The organism is Cupriavidus sp. U2 (genome assembly GCF_009663685.2).
In the GTDB taxonomy this organism is placed as follows: Bacteria; Pseudomonadota; Gammaproteobacteria; order Burkholderiales; family Burkholderiaceae; genus Cupriavidus; species Cupriavidus necator_C.
Genome location: NZ_RCOG02000002.1, coordinates 221,312 through 237,720, shown reverse-complemented (window position 1 = coordinate 237,720; position 16,409 = coordinate 221,312). Strand labels below are relative to the sequence as shown.

Sequence of the window (16,409 nt, the reverse complement as noted above, 5' to 3'; positions counted from 1 at the left end):
TCTTAATGTCCGCGATTGGCCGATGCCGGCGCTGCGGCGGCCGGCGCCGAAGCGCCACGCGCTGCGGCCTCGCGCACCAGCGTGCCCGGACGCAGGTTCTGCGCGCCTTCGGTCACCACGCGGGCACCCGGCTGCACGCCTTCCACCACCGCGGCGGCGGCGGTGGTCACCACCACCTTGACCGGCACGCGGGCCACCTTGCTGTCGGGCTGCACGATATAGACAAAGCGGCCTTCCGGCCCCGTCACCACGGCCTGGGGCGGCACGCTCAGCGCGTTCTTCAGCACCTGCACCGTGGCGTTCACGTTGGCGTAGGTGCCGGGCCAGAGCCGGTGCTCGTCGTTGGGAAACATCGCCTTGACGCGGATGCTGCCGTACTGCGGGTCCACCGTGTTGTCGACGAACGTGATCTTGCCGCTCACCGGGGCCGGATTGCCGTCGTTGGGTTGCGCGGATACCGTCACCGGGCCCGCCTGCAGCGCCTCGCGCAGCGAGGCCAGCTGGCGCTCTGGCAGCGTGAACATGACCGTGATCGGCGCGATCTGGGCAATCGTCACCATCGCGGGCGTGGTGGTGGTGTTGGCCGGCGTCACCAGCGAGCCCGGGAACACGTTGATCACCCCGGTCCGGCCGCCGATGGTGGCGCGGATCTGCCCGTAGCTGACGGCGACCTGCCCGGCCTCGATGGCAGCCTGGTCGGCCCGGATCGTGGCCTCGAAGCCGTCCACCTTGGCCTGGGCGGTATCCACCGCGCTGCGCGAGATGAAATTGCGCTGCAGCAGCTCCTGGCTGCGAATCAGCGTGCGGCGTGCATCGGCCAGGTCGGCCTGGTCACGCATCAGCTGGGCGCGTGCGCGGGCCAGGTTGGCCTCGTCCATGCGCGTGTCCAGCGTGAACAGCAGGTCGCCCGGCTTCACGGACTGGCCTTCCTTGATATGGACGGTACGCACGGTGCTGGAAACCTGCGGACGCACGTCCACGGTCTGCATCGCGGTTACGGTGCCGTTGGCGGTGACCTCCACGGGCACGTCTGACTGACGGACCACGGCGGTGCTCACCGTGGTGACGGCCGGCCCCTTGGCCGCCGGCTTCGGTGCCAGCCACGCCTTCCAGCCAAACCAGCCTGCCAGTGCCAGAACCACCAGCCCTGCGATGGCCACCCAGGGCAAAGCGCGGCCGCGTCCCGTCGAAGTGGACGCGCTCCAGTTGCCATCGACGAAGCCTTTCGGCTGGTCGATCCCGTCTGTTTTCATGTGAGGACCCTCAAATGCCGCATGGCGCGCTCCCCAAATGGCCGCGGATTCTTGGATCCGGTCATGCCCGCGCAAATCGCTACTAGTACCGCATTGGCCTTTCTAGGCAAAGTACGACGTATTACAAGCCGTTACAGCATCTTGGGGGAGGATGTCCGGACCAGCGGGAAAGAGTCGGTCGAATTGCTTGTATCTGAAGCAAAACATTATCAGAAAAGCGTGACGACTCAACTTGGGACTAACGCGGTCTTGCCGGCCGGTCTTGCCGGCGCTGCGCCCGCCCGGTGGTGCATCACGCGCCGGGGCGCGGGTTCAGGCAGGCCAGCGGGATCTGGCGGGGGCCTGGCAACAGCAGCAGGTTGTCGCCGGCGCGGATCACGCCCGGCCGGGCCACGCTCAGGTAGACGCCGGAAAAGCCGCTGTGCGTCATGTCACGCACGGCCTGCGCATAGCCCATCGCTGCGTTGAGCTTGTAACAGGGGCGGCGTGGCGATTCCACCACAAACTCGACCTCGCCGACGCGCACACGGTCGCCCACCCACAGCGCGGTCTCCAGCAGGCCCTGGGTCGTCAGGTTTTCGCCCAGCGCGCCAAAGGCCAGCGGCCGCTCGGCTTCTTCCACGCCGGCCTCGCGGCGGCGCGTGTTCCACCATGTGTAGTGTTCGATCGGATAGGCATACACGGCCCGGCCCGGTCCGCCATGGATGGTGCGGTCCACCTGCTCGTCGCCCGCCAGCCCCAGGCGGTGCACACCCACGGCGATCGGATGATGCAGGGTACTGAGCGGATGCTTGCGGATGGCAGACATGACGACGGCCTCGGTGCCGGCCCCGGCCACCACCAGGGGCAGGGCCACGCCGACATTGATCGCCAGCAGACGGCCTACGGCCTTGCCACCGGCGCCTGCGGGATTGGGACGCGGATCGGATTCGGCCACGGGACGCCCTCCTTGCGTGTGCGGGGCCTGCGCGCATGCACCGGAACGCAGGTGCCACGCGCTGACGTTTTGAACCGAGTGTACCGGCTCGTCCGCTCGCTGGAAGGGGTGGAATGTGGGCAAACAGACGCACGCGGCGGGCACGCGGGCGCACGCGGCGGCGTCTCTGCGGGGCGGCCGGCGCCGGAGAAACGGCGCCCGGCCGGTCCGTCGGGTTCAGCGGTTCAGCGGTTCAGCGCGGGCGTGAGGGCCTTGGGATTGACGATGCTGTCGTGCTTGCCTTCCAGCACGTCGAGAATGTTCTGGAACGCAGTGCGGAAGTACAGCTCGTAGCTGTCGCGCTCCACATATCCCAGGTGCGGCGTGCAGATGCAGTTTTCCATGCGCAGCAGCGCGTGGCCCTGCAGGATAGGCTCCGACTCGAAGACATCGATGGCCGCCATGCCCGGGCGCCCCCGGTTCAGCGCCGCCACCAGCGCGTTTTCCTCGATCAGCTCGGCGCGGCTCGTGTTGACGAACAGAGCCGTGGGCTTCATGCGCTGCAGGTCGGCCAGCTTGACGATGCCGCGCGTCTCGTCGGCCAGGCGCAGGTGCAGCGACAGCACATCGCTGTCGGTAAAGAGCTGTTCGACCGATTCGGCCACATTCAGGCCGTCCTCGCGGGCGCCCTGTTGCGACGCCTCGCGCCCCCAGACCAGCACGTTCATGCCGAAGGCGCGCCCATAGCCGGCCAGCAGGCGGCCGATCTTGCCGTATCCCCAGATGCCCAGCGTCTGGCCGCGCAGGACCTGGCCCAGGCCAAAGTTGGGCGGCATGGTGGTCGACTTCAGGCCCGACTGCTGCCACGCCCCGTGCTTGAGGCTGGCCACGTACTGCGGAATGCGTCGCTGCGCGGCCATGATCAGGGCCCAGGTCAGTTCCGCCGGCGCCACCGGCGACCCGACGCCCTGCAGCACCACCACGCCACGGTCGGTACAGGCCTCCAGATCCACATGGCTGCCGGCACGTCCGGTCTGGCTGATGATCTTGAGCTTGGGCAACTTTTCCAGCAATTGGCGCGTCACCCGCGTGCGTTCGCGGATCAGGACCAGCGCCTCCACGTCCGACAGCCGCGCGGCCAGCTGGCCCACGCCCTTGACGGTGTTGTTGAAGACCTTGACGTCGTGCCCTTCCAGCAGGGAAAAGCACGGCAGCTTGCGTACAGCGTCCTGGTAATCGTCGAGAACGGCAATCTTCATGGGTGACTCTTTGACCTCGGGGGCTTGGTGCGCGCGGCCACAGAATCAGCGCGCGACCGACAGTATTGTTGACTACCCTGACGCAACATTGACAGATGACAGTCCCGGCGGGCAATCCCCGCGAGGCCAGGTTGCGCGGGTCGTTCCAGGCATTCTGGCAGGGGAGACAATGCTGCGCAGCAAAAAACAGGGCGTCCGTACAGTGGTATTCTTGCCCGCCTCCGCGGCGCAACAGTGCGGTCGAGCCCAGCTCCCGCCCCCTGTTCGCCGCCGGACAATGCCCGACCGGACCCTGCCGCCCGCCAAAAGCGGGCGAAGCGCAACTGTAGCGCAGCCGCAGGGGCCCCCGCGACCATTTGCGCGGAATCGGTCGTCGCCGAGTTGTAACGGGATGTGACGGTCACAGAACGAGTGCGCCATGCCCAACGTGGCACGCCGCGCCGGCGTCCGCCTTTCCCCGCCAGACCCGGCATCGACCCTGATCGGGCATGACAAAGGTTTCCCTTTTGCTTTGGAGCAGTCAGATGAACCACCCCACCATGCAAGGCACCCCGGCACTGAACGTGCCGACCTGGGTAAAGAACCAGAAACTGGTCGCCTGGGTTGCAGAAATCGCCTCTCTCACCAAACCCGACCAGATCTATTGGTGCGACGGCTCGCAGGAAGAATACGACCGCCTGTGCGAGCAGATGGTGGCCGCGGGCACCATGCGCCGCCTGAACCCGGCCAAGCGCAAGAATTCGTTCCTGGCCCTGTCCGATCCGTCGGACGTCGCCCGTGTGGAAGACCGCACCTTCATCTGCTCCGAGAAGAAGGAAGACGCGGGCCCGACCAACAACTGGACCGCCCCGGCCGAAATGCGCACCACGCTGGCCGGCCTGTTCGACGGCTGCATGCGCGGCCGCACCATGTACGTGGTGCCGTTCTCGATGGGCCCGCTGGGTTCGCCGATCGCCCACATCGGCGTGGAACTGTCCGATTCGCCGTACGTGGCCGTGAACATGCGCATCATGACCCGCATGGGCCGCGCCGTGTACGACGTGCTGGGCACCGATGGCGAGTTCGTGCCGTGCGTCCACACCGTGGGCAAGCCGCTGGCGGCCGGCGAGAAGGACGTGGCCTGGCCGTGCAATCCGACGAAGTACATCGTCCATTTCCCGGAATCGCGCGAGATCTGGTCGTTCGGCTCGGGCTACGGCGGCAATGCGCTGCTGGGCAAGAAGTGCTTCGCACTGCGCATCGCTTCGACGATGGGCCGTGACGAAGGCTGGCTGGCCGAGCACATGCTGATCCTGGGCGTGACCTCGCCCGAAGGCAAGAAGTACCACGTGGCCGCCGCGTTCCCGTCGGCCTGCGGCAAGACCAACTTCGCCATGCTGATCCCGCCCAAGGGCTTCGACGGCTGGAAGATCACCACGATCGGCGACGACATCGCCTGGATCAAGCCGGGCAAGGATGGCCGCCTGTACGCCATCAACCCCGAAGCCGGCTACTTCGGCGTAGCCCCGGGCACCAGCGAGAAGACCAACTTCAACGCGATGGCGACCCTTAAGGAAAACGTCATCTTCACCAACGTGGCGCTGACCGACGACGGCGACGTGTGGTGGGAAGGCATGACCAAGGAGGCCCCGGCACACCTGATCGACTGGCAAGGCAAGGACTGGACGCCCGCCATCGCCAAGGAAACCGGCGCCAAGGCTGCCCACCCGAACGCGCGCTTCACGGCACCGGCCTCGCAATGCCCGTCGATCGACGAAAACTGGGACAACCCGGCTGGCGTGGCCATCGATGCATTCATCTTCGGCGGCCGCCGCAGCACCACGGTGCCGCTGGTGACCGAAGCCCGCAACTGGACCGAAGGCGTGTACATGGCTGCCACGATGGGTTCGGAAACCACCGCCGCCGCCGCCGGCCAGCAAGGCGTGGTGCGCCGCGACCCGTTCGCGATGCTGCCGTTCTGCGGCTACAACATGAGCGACTACTTCGGCCACTGGCTCGCGCTGGGCAAGAAGCTCGAAGCGGCCGGCGCCAGGCTGCCGAAGTTCTACTGCGTGAACTGGTTCCGCAAGGACGCCGACGGCAACTTCGTGTGGCCGGGCTTTGGTGAAAACATGCGCGTGCTGTCGTGGATGATCGACCGCGTGGAAGGCCGCGGCCAGGGTGTGGACCACGTGTTCGGCACGTCGCCGCGCTACGCCGACCTGAACTGGGACGGCCTGCCATTCACGGCCGAGCAGTTCGACCTGGTCACTTCCATCGATCAGGACGCCTGGCAGAAGGAACTGGCCCTGCACGACGAACTGTTCACCCAGCTCCAGCACAACCTGCCGCAAGCCCTGGTGGAAACCAAGGCCGCACTGGCCAAGCGCCTGGGCTGATCTCCGGCCGCACTATCGAAAGCCGACCGGCCTTGCCGGTCGGCTTTTTTGTTTGCCGGGGCGCCGCGCGTTCAGCCCTTGATGGCCTTGCGCTGGCGCTTGAACGCCGCCAGCGCCGCCACGGCAAACAGCTGGCTACGCCCAACCTCGGCATGGGGCGTCAGCTTCCCATCGCGGACAAGGCGCCGAAAATCTGCAAGGCTATGCTCTGAGATGTCGACTGTGAATGAGAGGGTTCTTAAAACGCAAAACTTGCAGGCGGGCAAGGCTGCCGACAGCGAAAGACCACCGTCCTCGATTACGCCGGATCGTTCTCGATCCCCAGTTGCTGGACGGCGTACTTCACCAGCTCGGCGCGGCCTTCGATGCCGAGCTTGCGTTTCAGGTTGAGGCGGTGGGTTTCCACGGTGCGCACCGATACGCCCAGGCGTGCCGCGATGTCCTTGTTGGACTGGCCGCGGCCAATGCCGTGGAGGATGTCGCGTTCGCGCGGCGTCAGGGCGTCGAGCGGGCTGATCGCATGTTCGGCCATGCCGCGGGCGATGCGCGCACTGTAGAACACGCGCCCGGCCAGCACGGCCTGGATGGCGGCCATCAGTTCGTCGGCCGGCGCGTCCTTGAGCACGTAGCCGCGCGCGCCCGCCCGGATGGCCTGGCGCACGTATTCCAGGTTATCGTGCATCGATACGATCAGCACGGCCACTTCGGGATAGGCATCGTGCAGCGCCCCGGCCAGCGCGATGCCGCCCATGCCGCGCATGCCGATGTCGGTGATCACCAGCTCGGGCAGGTTTGCCGGTCCGGCGCCGGCCAGCCACGCCAGCGCGGCCTCGCCGTCGTCGGCTTCGCCTACCACCTCCAGGCCGGGCTGCAGCGTCAGGTGCATGCGCATGCCGTCGCGCACCAGCGCGTGGTCGTCGATCAGCAGGACCCTGGCCTGTGCGGTCGGTGGCGGAATGACGGGCTCGTCGTCGTGTGCAACGGTCATAGGGGTCAGGACAGCGGAATTTCGGAAGGGAGAGTGACCAGCGGCAGCATCGCCACGAGCCGCGTGCCCGACGGCATCGACACGATGTCGAACTGGCCGCCCAGCGCCGCCATGCGTTCGCGCAGATTGCGCAGGCCGATGCCGCGCTGCGGGTCGTGCTGCATGCGGGCCACGTCGAAGCCGGTGCCGTTGTCGCGCACGGTCAGGCGGGTGGCCGATGGAGAAAATTCGAGTTCAACGTCCACGCGCGAGGCATGCGCGTGCCGTTCGACATTGGTCAGCGCCTCCTGCGCAATGCGGAACAGCGCCGTCGCCTGCTCATCGGCCAGTTCGCGGGGCTGTCCGGTCTGCGTGACCTCCACCCGCAGCGTGCTGCCGGCCTGCATCTCGCGCGCCAGGTGCTGCAGGGCCGCGTACAGGCCCAGGTCGTCGAGCAGGGCCGGCCGCAGGTTGCGCGATACACGTCGTACTTCATTGAAAGCGGAATCGAGCCGGTTCAGTGCCATGCCCAGGATGGGGGCGACCGAGGCGCCTTCGGACGGCGCCAGCCGAATCCGGTTGGCGGCGGCTTCCAGCACCAGTTTGACCGACACCAGCAACTGCCCGATGCCGTCGTGCAGTTCGCGCGACAACCGCGCGCGTTCTTCCTCCTGCGACTGCACCACGCGCTGGGCCAGCTGGCGCAGCTTGGCATCGGCCTCGCGGTGTTCGCTGATATTGAGCGCAAGCCCGCTGGCGGCCACCAGCAGGATGCTGATGGCGGCAATCACGCCGATCCAGGCCATGGTCTCGCGGATATCGGTCTCGGCGCGTGCGTCGAGCTGGCGCAGCGTCTGCTCCACATCGTCCAGGTAGATCCCGGTGCCCAGCATCCAGCTCCAGCCGGGCACGGCCACCACGTAGCCCAGCTTGGGCACGGTCTGTTTCGACGACGGCTTCTGCCACATGTAGCGCACCGAGCCGCCGCCCGCCTTGGCCGCCGTCACCAGTTTCTGGATCGTCAGCGCGCCTTGCGGATCACGCATCAGCCACAGGTCCTGGCCCACCAGTTCCGGCTGGCGCGGATGCATCAGATTCCGACCCTGCAGGTCATAGACGAAGAAGTAGCCGTCGGGGCCGTAGTCGAGCCTGGCCAGGGCTGCCATGGCGGCCTGGCGCGTGGCGTCGTCGGTACGGCCCGACTGCACCATCGGCGCGATGGCGCTCTGGGCCAGGTCCACATAGTGGCGCAGCTCGGTTTCCTTGCTCTGCAGGTAGGCGGCTTCGACCAGCGCGCGCTCGTGGCGGGCCAGCGCGGTGGCCTGGAAGCGCACGGCCAGCGCAATGCCCAGCATCGCGACAGCCAGGGGCGCCACGGCGAGCAAAAGTATCTTTTGGCGGAGTTTCATCTGAACCGGGGGTAAACACCGATGCCGGGAAGGCCGCTTGATTTCGTCGGTCTAAGTACTACTACGCAGGGGTGTTGCGTAGTTTCGCGCTTGTGTCGACATGGGCGGGTGTCAATACTACACGCCGGACACGCGCCCGGGCCCGCCCGCGGCGCAAATCCGACGCAGTAGGTGCTTCCTGGCCCAGGCGATCCCGCCCCTGGGGGGCACTGCCTGCCTGCACGACAAGATCCGGGTCCAGACGAGAAACAGACCGGACGCCGCAGACATCCAGGAGACTCCCTTTCCGCGCGATCGTCGTTGGCGCCATCCGGCACCGCCCCCGCTGCCCGGGCTCCCTGTCGCCGCAGGTTCTTTCAGCCGGTCTGAGGAGACCCTTCAACATGAATCGCATCGGACAACACCTGTTGTGGCTGGCCGTCGCCGTACTCGGCGCGTTTGCCTTCGCCACTGTCGCGCTGTCGCGCGGTGAAGCCGTCAGCGCACTGTGGATCGTGGTTGCCGCGCTCTGCATTTACCTGATCGCCTACCGCTACTACAGCCGCTTCATCGCCGACAAGGTGATGCAGCTCGACCCCAAACGCATGACGCCCGCGTGGCGCCATAACGACGGCCTGGACTACGTGCCGACCAACAAGGCGGTGCTGTTCGGCCACCACTTTGCCGCCATCGCCGGCGCCGGGCCGCTGGTGGGCCCCGTGCTGGCCGCGCAGATGGGCTACATGCCCGGCATGCTGTGGATCCTGGCTGGCGTGGTGTTTGCCGGCGCGGTGCAGGATTTCATGATCCTGTTCATCTCCACGCGCCGCGACGGCCGTTCGCTGGGCGACCTGGTGAAGTCCGAAATGGGCACCGTGCCGGGCATGATCGCGCTGTTCGGCTGCTTCATGATCATGATCATCATCCTGGCGGTGCTGGCGCTGATCGTGGTCAAGGCGCTGGCCGGCTCGCCGTGGGGCACGTTCACCGTGGCGGTGACCATCCCCATCGCCATCTTCATGGGCATCTACACGCGCTACATCCGTCCGGGCCGCATCGGCGAGGTGTCGGTGATCGGCTTCGTGCTGCTGATGCTGGCCATCATCGGCGGACAGTACGTGCACGAAAGCGCCGCGCTCGCGCCGCTGTTCACGTACGACGGCAAGGCGCTGACGTGGATGCTGATCATCTACGGCTTCATCGCCGCCGTGCTGCCCGTGTGGCTGCTGCTGGCACCGCGCGACTACCTGTCGACCTTCCTGAAGATCGGCACCATCATCGCACTGGCCATCGGCATCCTGATCGTGGCGCCGGAACTGAAGATGCCGGCGTTCACGCAGTTCGCGCAGGGCGGCGGCCCGGTGTGGTCGGGGAACCTGTTCCCGTTCCTCTTCATCACCATCGCCTGCGGCGCGGTGTCGGGGTTCCACGCGCTGATCTCGTCGGGCACCACGCCCAAGCTGCTGGAAAATGAAACGCACGCGCGCTTCATCGGCTATGGCGCGATGCTGGCCGAGTCGTTCGTCGCCATCATGGCCCTGGTGGCCGCGTCGGTGATCGAACCGGGCGTGTACTTCGCGATGAACAGCCCGGCGGCCGTGATCGGCACCACGCCGGAGGCCGTGGCCCAGGCCGTGTCGACCTGGGGTTTCGTGATCACGCCGGACGTGCTGATCCAGACCGCCAAGGATGTTGGCGAAAATACGATCATCTCGCGTGCCGGTGGCGCGCCGACGCTGGCCGTGGGTATCGCGCACATCCTGCACCAGGTGGTGGGTGGCCAGGCCATGATGGCGTTCTGGTACCACTTCGCCATCCTGTTCGAGGCGCTGTTCATCCTGACAGCGGTTGACGCCGGTACCCGTGCCGGCCGCTTCATGCTTCAGGATCTGCTGGGCAGCTTCGTGCCGTCCCTGAAGCGCACCGAATCGCTGCCGGCCAACCTGATCGCCACCGCGCTGACCGTGGCGGCCTGGGGCTACTTCCTGTACCAGGGTGTGGTCGATCCGCTGGGCGGCATCAACACGCTGTGGCCGCTGTTCGGTATCTCGAACCAGATGCTGGCCGCCGTGGCGCTGGTGCTGGGCACCTGCGTGCTGGTCAAGATGAAGCGCGGCCAGTACGCCTGGGTGACGCTGCTGCCCACCTGCTGGCTGCTGGTCTGCACGCTGACCGCCGGCTGGCAGAAGCTGTTCGATGCCGACCCGAAGGTGAGCTTCCTGACGCACGCGTCGAAGTTCAGCGCCGCGATTGCCGAAGGCAAGGTGCTGGCGCCGGCCAAGTCGATGGAGCAGATGCACCGCATCGTCTTCAACGACTACCTGGACGCCGGCCTGTGCGCGCTGTTCATGTTCGTGGTGCTGTCGATCGTCTTCTACGGCTTCAAGACCGCCATGTCGGCCCGCAACCAGGGCAAGCGCACCGACCGCGAAACGCCGTTCGAGCCGCTGCCGGCCCAGGCATCGGCCGCCTCGCACTGACCCGAAGGAGCCACACATGCTGGATCAGATCGGAAACATGGGACGTTACCTGGGCCAGTCGCTGCGGCTGATGGTGGGCCTGCCCGACTACCAGACCTACGTGGCCCATATGGAAAGCACCCATCCGGACCGCGCGCCCATGACGTACGAGGAATTCTTCCGCGAACGCCAGGAGGCCCGGTACGGGGGCGGACAGGGCAAGTGCTGCTGACGGCGGCGCCGGCCCGGCCACCCGGGTAACAGGAGAAAGCGGCCCTGCGGGGCCGCTTTTTCATGCCCTCCGCGGCGCTGGCCTGTGACGTATCATGGCGCGCTGTTGCGCCGGAACATCGCTTTTTAACGGTTCGATACCGTTTCTGCAGCGGGTTACAGCACCTCACAACTGGTTACAGCAAGGGTAGGGCTGCTTCTCTACACTCCGTTTCCAGATACACACCACATAAGGAAAACACGATGTCTCGCCATCCTCTCCGCAATCTGACTCTGGCTCTTGCCCTCTCGGCGGCTACGCTGCCGGCGTTTGCAGGAGGTGATCTGAACAACGCACTCGGCGGTGGCCTGGGTGGCGTGGCAGGTGCCGCTGTCGGTGGTGCCCTGGGCGGCAGCACCGGCTCGATCATCGGCGGCGCAGTCGGCGGTGGCGCCGGCGGCGCACTGACCTCGAATCGCCGCGAGCGCACCGGCGCCATCATCGGCGGCGCACTGGGCGGCGGCGCAGGCACCGCAGCCGGCAACGCCATGGGCGGCCGTACCGGCGGCCTGGTAGGCGCCGGTCTGGGCGGTGCAGCAGGCGCCGCACTGGGCGGCAATGTGTCGCGCAGCAACTCGTACGACGATGACCGCCGCTACTACAAGCGCAGCAAGCATCGTCACCATCACCACGATTAATACAGAACGGGCCCTGCGGGGCCCGTTTTTACGACGGCATGACGTTGCTGACGGCCGACACCAAGATGCGTGCGTATCGGCCAACCCCGCGGGTCGTGTGACACCCGCCGTCAGAAAACAAAAAACCCGTACCAATCGGTACGGGTTTTTTTCGGAATGCCTGGCGGATCAGATCTTGGCGCCGTCCGAGTAGACGTCGAACGACTTGGCGCCGTCGGTGAACGAATCGAACTTGCCAGCCTTGGCACCGTCCGTGAACGTGTCGAACTTGCCGGCCTTCGCGCCGTCGGTGTACGGGTCGAAGCGGGTGGCCTTGGCGCCATCGGTGTAAGGGTCGAACTTGCCGGCCTTGGCGAAGGCGGGCGCGGCGGACAGGGCAACAACGGCTGCAGCGATCAGGGCGATTTGGCGGTTCATGGCGAATCCTTCACTTTGTTCGAGGATGCCGCCGTTCTGGCTATTGCTGCGTCGCGGCATCGGTTAGCGTGATATTAGGCATTCCCCTGATATGAATAAATAGCCGCGTCCACAATGATTGATTGTGGTTTCAACAATAAACTACCCGTACCGTGTAAAAGTTCACGGCGGAAGCGGGAGACTATGTCATGGATCGGCTGCAATCGATGCGCGTCTTCGCCAAGGTAGTCGAACTTGGCAGCTTCGCCCGTGCGGCGCAGCAACTGGAAATGTCCAACGCCGTGGTCACGCGCTATGTGGCCGACCTGGAAAGCCATCTCGGCACGCGGCTGCTGAACCGCACCACGCGCAGCCTGTCGCTGACGGACGCGGGCGAAACCTACTTGCAGCGTTGCGCCCAGATTCTTGAAGACGTCGAAGAGGCGGAGTCGATCGTCACCGCCCGTAGCCAGTCGTTGTCCGGCACGCTGCGGCTGGTGGCGCCGGTCATGTTCGGCCTGCACCTGCTGCCGCACACCCTGGAGCGGTTCCACCAGCGTTACCCGGACGTGGTCTTCGACGTGCAGTTGTCCGACCGTGTGATCGATATCGTCGAGGAAGGACGCGACGTCGGCGTGGTGCTGTCTGACCTGGGTCTCGGTTCCCACCTGGTGGCCCGGCCGCTGATCTCGGCCGAAATCATCCTGTGCGCCTCGCCGGGCTATCTGCGCGAGCATCCGCCGCTGCGCACCGCCCACGACCTGTCCAATCATCGCGCCATCGCCATGCGCATTCCCACGGCCGAGCATGAGTGGACGCTGTCCGGGCCGGAAGGGGAGGTGACCGTGCCGATTCGCCCGGGCCTGCTCTGCAGCAACGCCGAACTGGCACACCAGGCGGCGCTGGCCAATATGGGCATCGCGATGCTGTCGTCGTACCTGGCCCGGCCCAATATCGAGGCGGGACGCCTGATGCACATCCTGCCGCAGTACCAGTTGCCGCGCCGCGACGTGAGCGTGGTCTACCCGAGCCGCAAGTTCCTGCCCACCAAGGTGCGCGCCTTCATCGACTTCCTGCTCGACGAGGGCAAGCAGCGGGCTGGCGAGAATCTCGTCAAGCTGGCCAGCCAATAAAAAAGCGAGGCGCCTGCCTCGCTTTTTCGTTTGCCGTCCGGAGAGCCTGGCGAGTGCTTACTCCTCGGCTTCCGCCGTCTGCTTCGCCTTCCTGGCCGCAGGCGTCTTGGCAGCCGTCTTCGTGGCTACCTTCTTGGCCGGTGCGGTCTTGGCGGCAGCCTTCCTGGCAGGCGCTTTCTTGGCAGCCGTTTTTGCAGCCGTTTTTGCGGCGGCCTTGGCCGGCGCGGCCTCGGCTTCGTCGCCCTTGGCTGCCGACTTCGCCGCCGCGGACTTCGCCGCCGGCTTGGCGCCTGCCTTGGGCTCGCGAGCCTCGAACTCGAAGCCGATCTTGCCGTCCGGCTGCTTGACCAGGAACGCCTTGAAGTTGCGGCCCGTGCGCGACGACTTGAAGCCCGTCAGCAGATCCGTCTTGCCGGCGGTCAGCAACTTGCCGATCTGCTCGCGCGAGATTTCCTGCTGCAGGATGATCTTGCCGGTCGTGAAGTCGCAGGTCTTCTCGCTGCCCACGGCGTTCTCGCAGACGTACTTCATGCCGTGCTCGTAGACCCGGCCGTTGCACTTCGGGCAGTGGCCCACCGGCGTCTGCCCGCTGAAGTCCACCGGTTCGTCGTCTTCCTCGTCGTTCTGCCCGAAGTCGAACTCCATCTTCCAGTGGCCTTCGTCGTCCTTGGCCAGCTTCAGGATGGCTGCGAATGGACGGCCCATCTTGCTGCGGAAGCCCTGCAGCGGACCGATTTCCTTCTTCTGCAGCAGTTCCTCGACTTCGTCGATCTCGAACTGGCGTCCGCCCGGGATCTTGCTGATCGAGAAGTCGCACGCCGTACAGGCAAAGCGACGGTAGTTTTCCTTGACCTGGCCCCCGCACTGCGGGCACGGCGTGTTCAGTGTGGCGTAGTCGCCGGGGATCGTGTCGCTGTCGTATTCCTTGGCGCGCTTGACGATCTGCTGCGTCATCTGCGCGATCTCGCGCATGAATTCATCACGCTTCAGACGGCCGCGCTCGATCTGCGACAGCTTGTGTTCCCACTCGCCGGTCAGCTCGGCCTGCGTCAGTTCCTGCACACCCAGGCCGCGCAGCAGCGTCATCAGCTGGAACGCCTTGGCGGTCGGAATCAGCTCGCGGCCCTCGCGCACCAGGTATTTTTCGGTCAGCAGGCCTTCGATGATGGCCGCGCGCGTGGCTGGCGTGCCCAGGCCCTTGCCGGCCATGGCCTCGCGCAGCGCGTCGTCGTCCACCAGCTTGCCGGCACCTTCCATCGCCGACAGCAGCGTCGCTTCGTTGTAGCGGGCCGGCGGGCGGGTGCTCAGGCCGACGGACTCGACCTTGTCGGTCTTGACGCGCTCGTCCTTCTGCACCGGCACCAGGTTCGCATCCTTGTCGTCCTTGCCCTGCGCTTCGCGGCCGTAGATCACAAGCCAGCCCGGATTGACCAGCACCTTGCCTTCGGTCTTGAAGTGATGGCCCGCTACCTCCGTGATCCGCGTGGTCACCTGGAACTCGGCCGCCGGGAAGAACACGGCCAGGAAGCGGCGCACGACCAGGTCGTACAGCTTCTGTTCGGGCTCGGACAGGTTTTTCGGCGCCTGCAGCGTCGGGATGATGGCGAAGTGATCGCTGATCTTGCTGTTGTCGAAGATCTTCTTGTTCGGCTTCACCCAGCCTTGCGACAGGATCTTCTTGGCGTGCGGCAGGTAGTTCGGCGAGCTGTCGGCCAGCATGTCCATGGTCTGCTTGACCGTGTCCAGGTAGTCCTCGGGCAGCGCGCGGGCGTCGGTACGCGGGTATGTCAGCACCTTGTGCTTTTCATACAGCGCCTGCGCCAGGCCCAGCGTGTTCTTGGCCGAAAAGCCAAAACGCGAGTTGGCTTCGCGCTGCAGGGTGGTCAGGTCGAACAGGGCCGGCGACTGCTGGGTGGACGGCTTCGATTCCTCGGTGACCGTGCCCGGCTTGTCGCGGCAGGCCGCCACGATGCTCTTGGCCTCGGCTTCGCTCCACAGGCGCGACTCGCGTGCCTCGGCGTCGAACTCGTTCTTCTTGAACTTCGGGTCGAACCAGCGGCCCTCGTACAGGCCGGCGGCGGCGATGAACTCGGCGCGCACTTCCCAGTAGTCGCGCGGCACGAAGTGTTTGATCTTCTCTTCGCGCTCCACCACGATCGACAGCGTCGGCGTCTGCACCCGGCCGACCGTGGTCAGGAAGAAGCCGCCGCCCTTGCTGTTGAAGGCCGTCATCGCGCGCGTGCCGTTGATCCCGACGAGCCAGTCGGCCTCGGAACGGCAGCGGGCCGCGTCGGCCAGCGGCAGCATTTCCTCGTCCTCGCGCAGCGCGGCAAACCCGTCGCGGATCGCCTGCGGCGTCATCGACTGCAGCCACAGCCGGCGCACGGGCTGCTTGGCCTTGGCCTGCTGGGCGATCAGCCGGAAAATCAGTTCGCCTTCGCGCCCCGCGTCACAGGCGTTGATCAGCGCGGTCACATCCTTGCGCTTGATGAGGCGGTTGAGCACTTTCAGGCGCGATTCGGTCTTGGCGATCGGGCGCAGGTCGAAGTGCGGGGGGATCACCGGCAGATTGGCGAAGCTCCACTTGCCTCGCTTGACCTCGTAGTCGTCGGGCGCGGCGATTTCCACCAGGTGGCCAACCGCCGAGGACAGCACGTAGTCGTCGCTCTCGAAATACTCGTCGTGCTTGGTAAAGCCCCCGAGGGCGCGCGCAATATCGGCAGCGACCGATGGCTTTTCCGCGATGATGAGGGCTTTAGACATTCAACGGGTCCTTGTGGCGCCACCGCGTGAAGTGCAGTGGGCGCCTCTTGAAATTCACGGCAAACTATGTAAACAGCAGGCCTGGGCTTTGAGGCGCCAATAATAAGCGCGGTTCCGACGGGCGTGCAAGCGACCGCCGCCGCCCGCCCTGACCCCGCTCAACCGTTATCGGCACCGCTGCCAAGCAACCAGGGCAGCACTTCAGGGATGTCTGGCGCCGTGCCGGACATGGTACCCGCACGCGCCAGCATCCGATCAAGCACATCGAGGTGGGGCAGCACGGTTCCGTAAAACTGCGGTGCGCCGCCACTGACGGGCTGAATCAATACAGTAGGAAAGTTTTCGATGTCGATGTCCTCTCCCAGATAGTCGGAGTGGGTTTCGACATCGATCCAGACGAAACAGTCGTCCGGATAACGTGCCGCCAATGCCGCAAAGCCCGGCAGGTAGTCCTTGCACGTGCCACACCATGCGGCGCAAAGGCAGGCCACCAGCCGTCCGTGCGGACGGGCATGAAGCGCCTGGCGCAGGGCTGCGGCATCCTGCTCGGGGAAGTAAACGGCCATTCCAGTCGAAAAGTGAGGCAAG

General features: G+C 65.9%; 14 protein-coding genes. 6 read left to right on the top strand and 8 right to left on the bottom strand.

The features are described from left to right. Window positions 1-2: 2 nt before the first annotated feature. The 3 genes from D9X30_RS02655 to D9X30_RS02645 all read right to left on the bottom strand — a co-directional run bounded on the left by D9X30_RS02655 (window position 3) and on the right by D9X30_RS02645 (window position 3,428). Complete coding sequence (locus D9X30_RS02655) at window positions 3-1,253, bottom strand: efflux RND transporter periplasmic adaptor subunit (protein ID WP_153946265.1); 1,251 nt, start codon at window positions 1,251-1,253, stop codon at window positions 3-5. 292 nt (window positions 1,254-1,545) lie between these two features. Beyond that, window positions 1,546-2,190 carry an MOSC domain-containing protein gene (locus tag D9X30_RS02650; protein WP_249640864.1) on the bottom strand — a complete coding sequence of 215 codons (645 nt, stop codon included), beginning with the start codon at window positions 2,188-2,190 and terminating at the stop codon, window positions 1,546-1,548. 224 nt (window positions 2,191-2,414) lie between these two features. Then, a complete protein-coding gene (locus D9X30_RS02645; protein ID WP_153946266.1) occupies window positions 2,415-3,428 on the bottom strand; it encodes a D-2-hydroxyacid dehydrogenase family protein in 1,014 nt (337 codons plus the stop codon). A 524-nt stretch (window positions 3,429-3,952) separates the two neighbouring features. On the opposite strand from D9X30_RS02645, the gene D9X30_RS02640 reads away from it, so the two are divergent. Both D9X30_RS02640 and D9X30_RS02635 read left to right on the top strand, forming a co-directional pair. Continuing rightward, window positions 3,953-5,806, top strand: coding sequence for a phosphoenolpyruvate carboxykinase (GTP) (locus tag D9X30_RS02640; protein WP_153946267.1), 1,854 nt, complete (start codon window positions 3,953-3,955; stop codon window positions 5,804-5,806). Between the two features lie 32 nt (window positions 5,807-5,838). After that, window positions 5,839-6,018 (top strand): hypothetical protein, encoded by a 180-nt coding sequence (locus D9X30_RS02635; protein WP_153946268.1) that lies wholly within the window; start codon window positions 5,839-5,841, stop codon window positions 6,016-6,018. Between the two features lie 86 nt (window positions 6,019-6,104). Here the strand turns inward: D9X30_RS02635 and D9X30_RS02630 are convergent, their stop codons facing one another. After that, complete coding sequence (locus tag D9X30_RS02630; RefSeq protein ID WP_153946269.1) at window positions 6,105-6,794, bottom strand: response regulator; 690 nt, start codon at window positions 6,792-6,794, stop codon at window positions 6,105-6,107. A gap of 5 nt (window positions 6,795-6,799) precedes the next feature. Next, window positions 6,800-8,182 (bottom strand): cache domain-containing protein, encoded by a 1,383-nt coding sequence (locus D9X30_RS02625; RefSeq protein WP_153946270.1) that lies wholly within the window; start codon window positions 8,180-8,182, stop codon window positions 6,800-6,802. Window positions 8,183-8,565: 383 nt separating this feature from the next. Between D9X30_RS02625 and D9X30_RS02620 the strand changes: the two genes are divergently transcribed. The 3 genes from D9X30_RS02620 (at window position 8,566) to D9X30_RS02610 (ending at window position 11,529) form a co-directional block, all read left to right on the top strand. Next, a complete protein-coding gene (locus D9X30_RS02620) occupies window positions 8,566-10,641 on the top strand; it encodes a carbon starvation CstA family protein (RefSeq protein ID WP_153946271.1) in 2,076 nt (691 codons plus the stop codon). Window positions 10,642-10,657: 16 nt separating this feature from the next. After that, entirely contained in the window at window positions 10,658-10,852 is a 195-nt protein-coding gene (locus tag D9X30_RS02615) for a YbdD/YjiX family protein (protein WP_066734504.1), read from the top strand. Window positions 10,853-11,094: 242 nt separating this feature from the next. After that, on the top strand, window positions 11,095-11,529 hold the full coding sequence (locus tag D9X30_RS02610; protein WP_153946272.1) for a hypothetical protein: 435 nt from the start codon (window positions 11,095-11,097) through the stop codon (window positions 11,527-11,529). Between the two features lie 168 nt (window positions 11,530-11,697). On the opposite strand, the gene D9X30_RS02605 is transcribed toward D9X30_RS02610, so the two are convergent. Next, the gene (locus D9X30_RS02605; RefSeq protein ID WP_153946273.1) at window positions 11,698-11,946 is read right to left on the bottom strand and encodes a hypothetical protein; all 249 of its coding nucleotides are present in this window, start codon (window positions 11,944-11,946) and stop codon (window positions 11,698-11,700) included. A 188-nt stretch (window positions 11,947-12,134) separates the two neighbouring features. Between D9X30_RS02605 and D9X30_RS02600 the strand changes: the two genes are divergently transcribed. Further along, window positions 12,135-13,058 (top strand): LysR family transcriptional regulator, encoded by a 924-nt coding sequence (locus D9X30_RS02600; protein WP_153946274.1) that lies wholly within the window; start codon window positions 12,135-12,137, stop codon window positions 13,056-13,058. A 57-nt stretch (window positions 13,059-13,115) separates the two neighbouring features. Here the strand turns inward: D9X30_RS02600 and D9X30_RS02595 are convergent, their stop codons facing one another. Together D9X30_RS02595 and D9X30_RS02590 are read right to left on the bottom strand one after the other, a co-directional pair. After that, on the bottom strand, window positions 13,116-15,821 hold the full coding sequence (locus D9X30_RS02595) for a DNA topoisomerase III (RefSeq protein ID WP_153946275.1): 2,706 nt from the start codon (window positions 15,819-15,821) through the stop codon (window positions 13,116-13,118). A 158-nt stretch (window positions 15,822-15,979) separates the two neighbouring features. Next, complete coding sequence (locus D9X30_RS02590) at window positions 15,980-16,387, bottom strand: thioredoxin family protein (RefSeq protein WP_153946276.1); 408 nt, start codon at window positions 16,385-16,387, stop codon at window positions 15,980-15,982. Window positions 16,388-16,409: the final 22 nt, after the last annotated feature.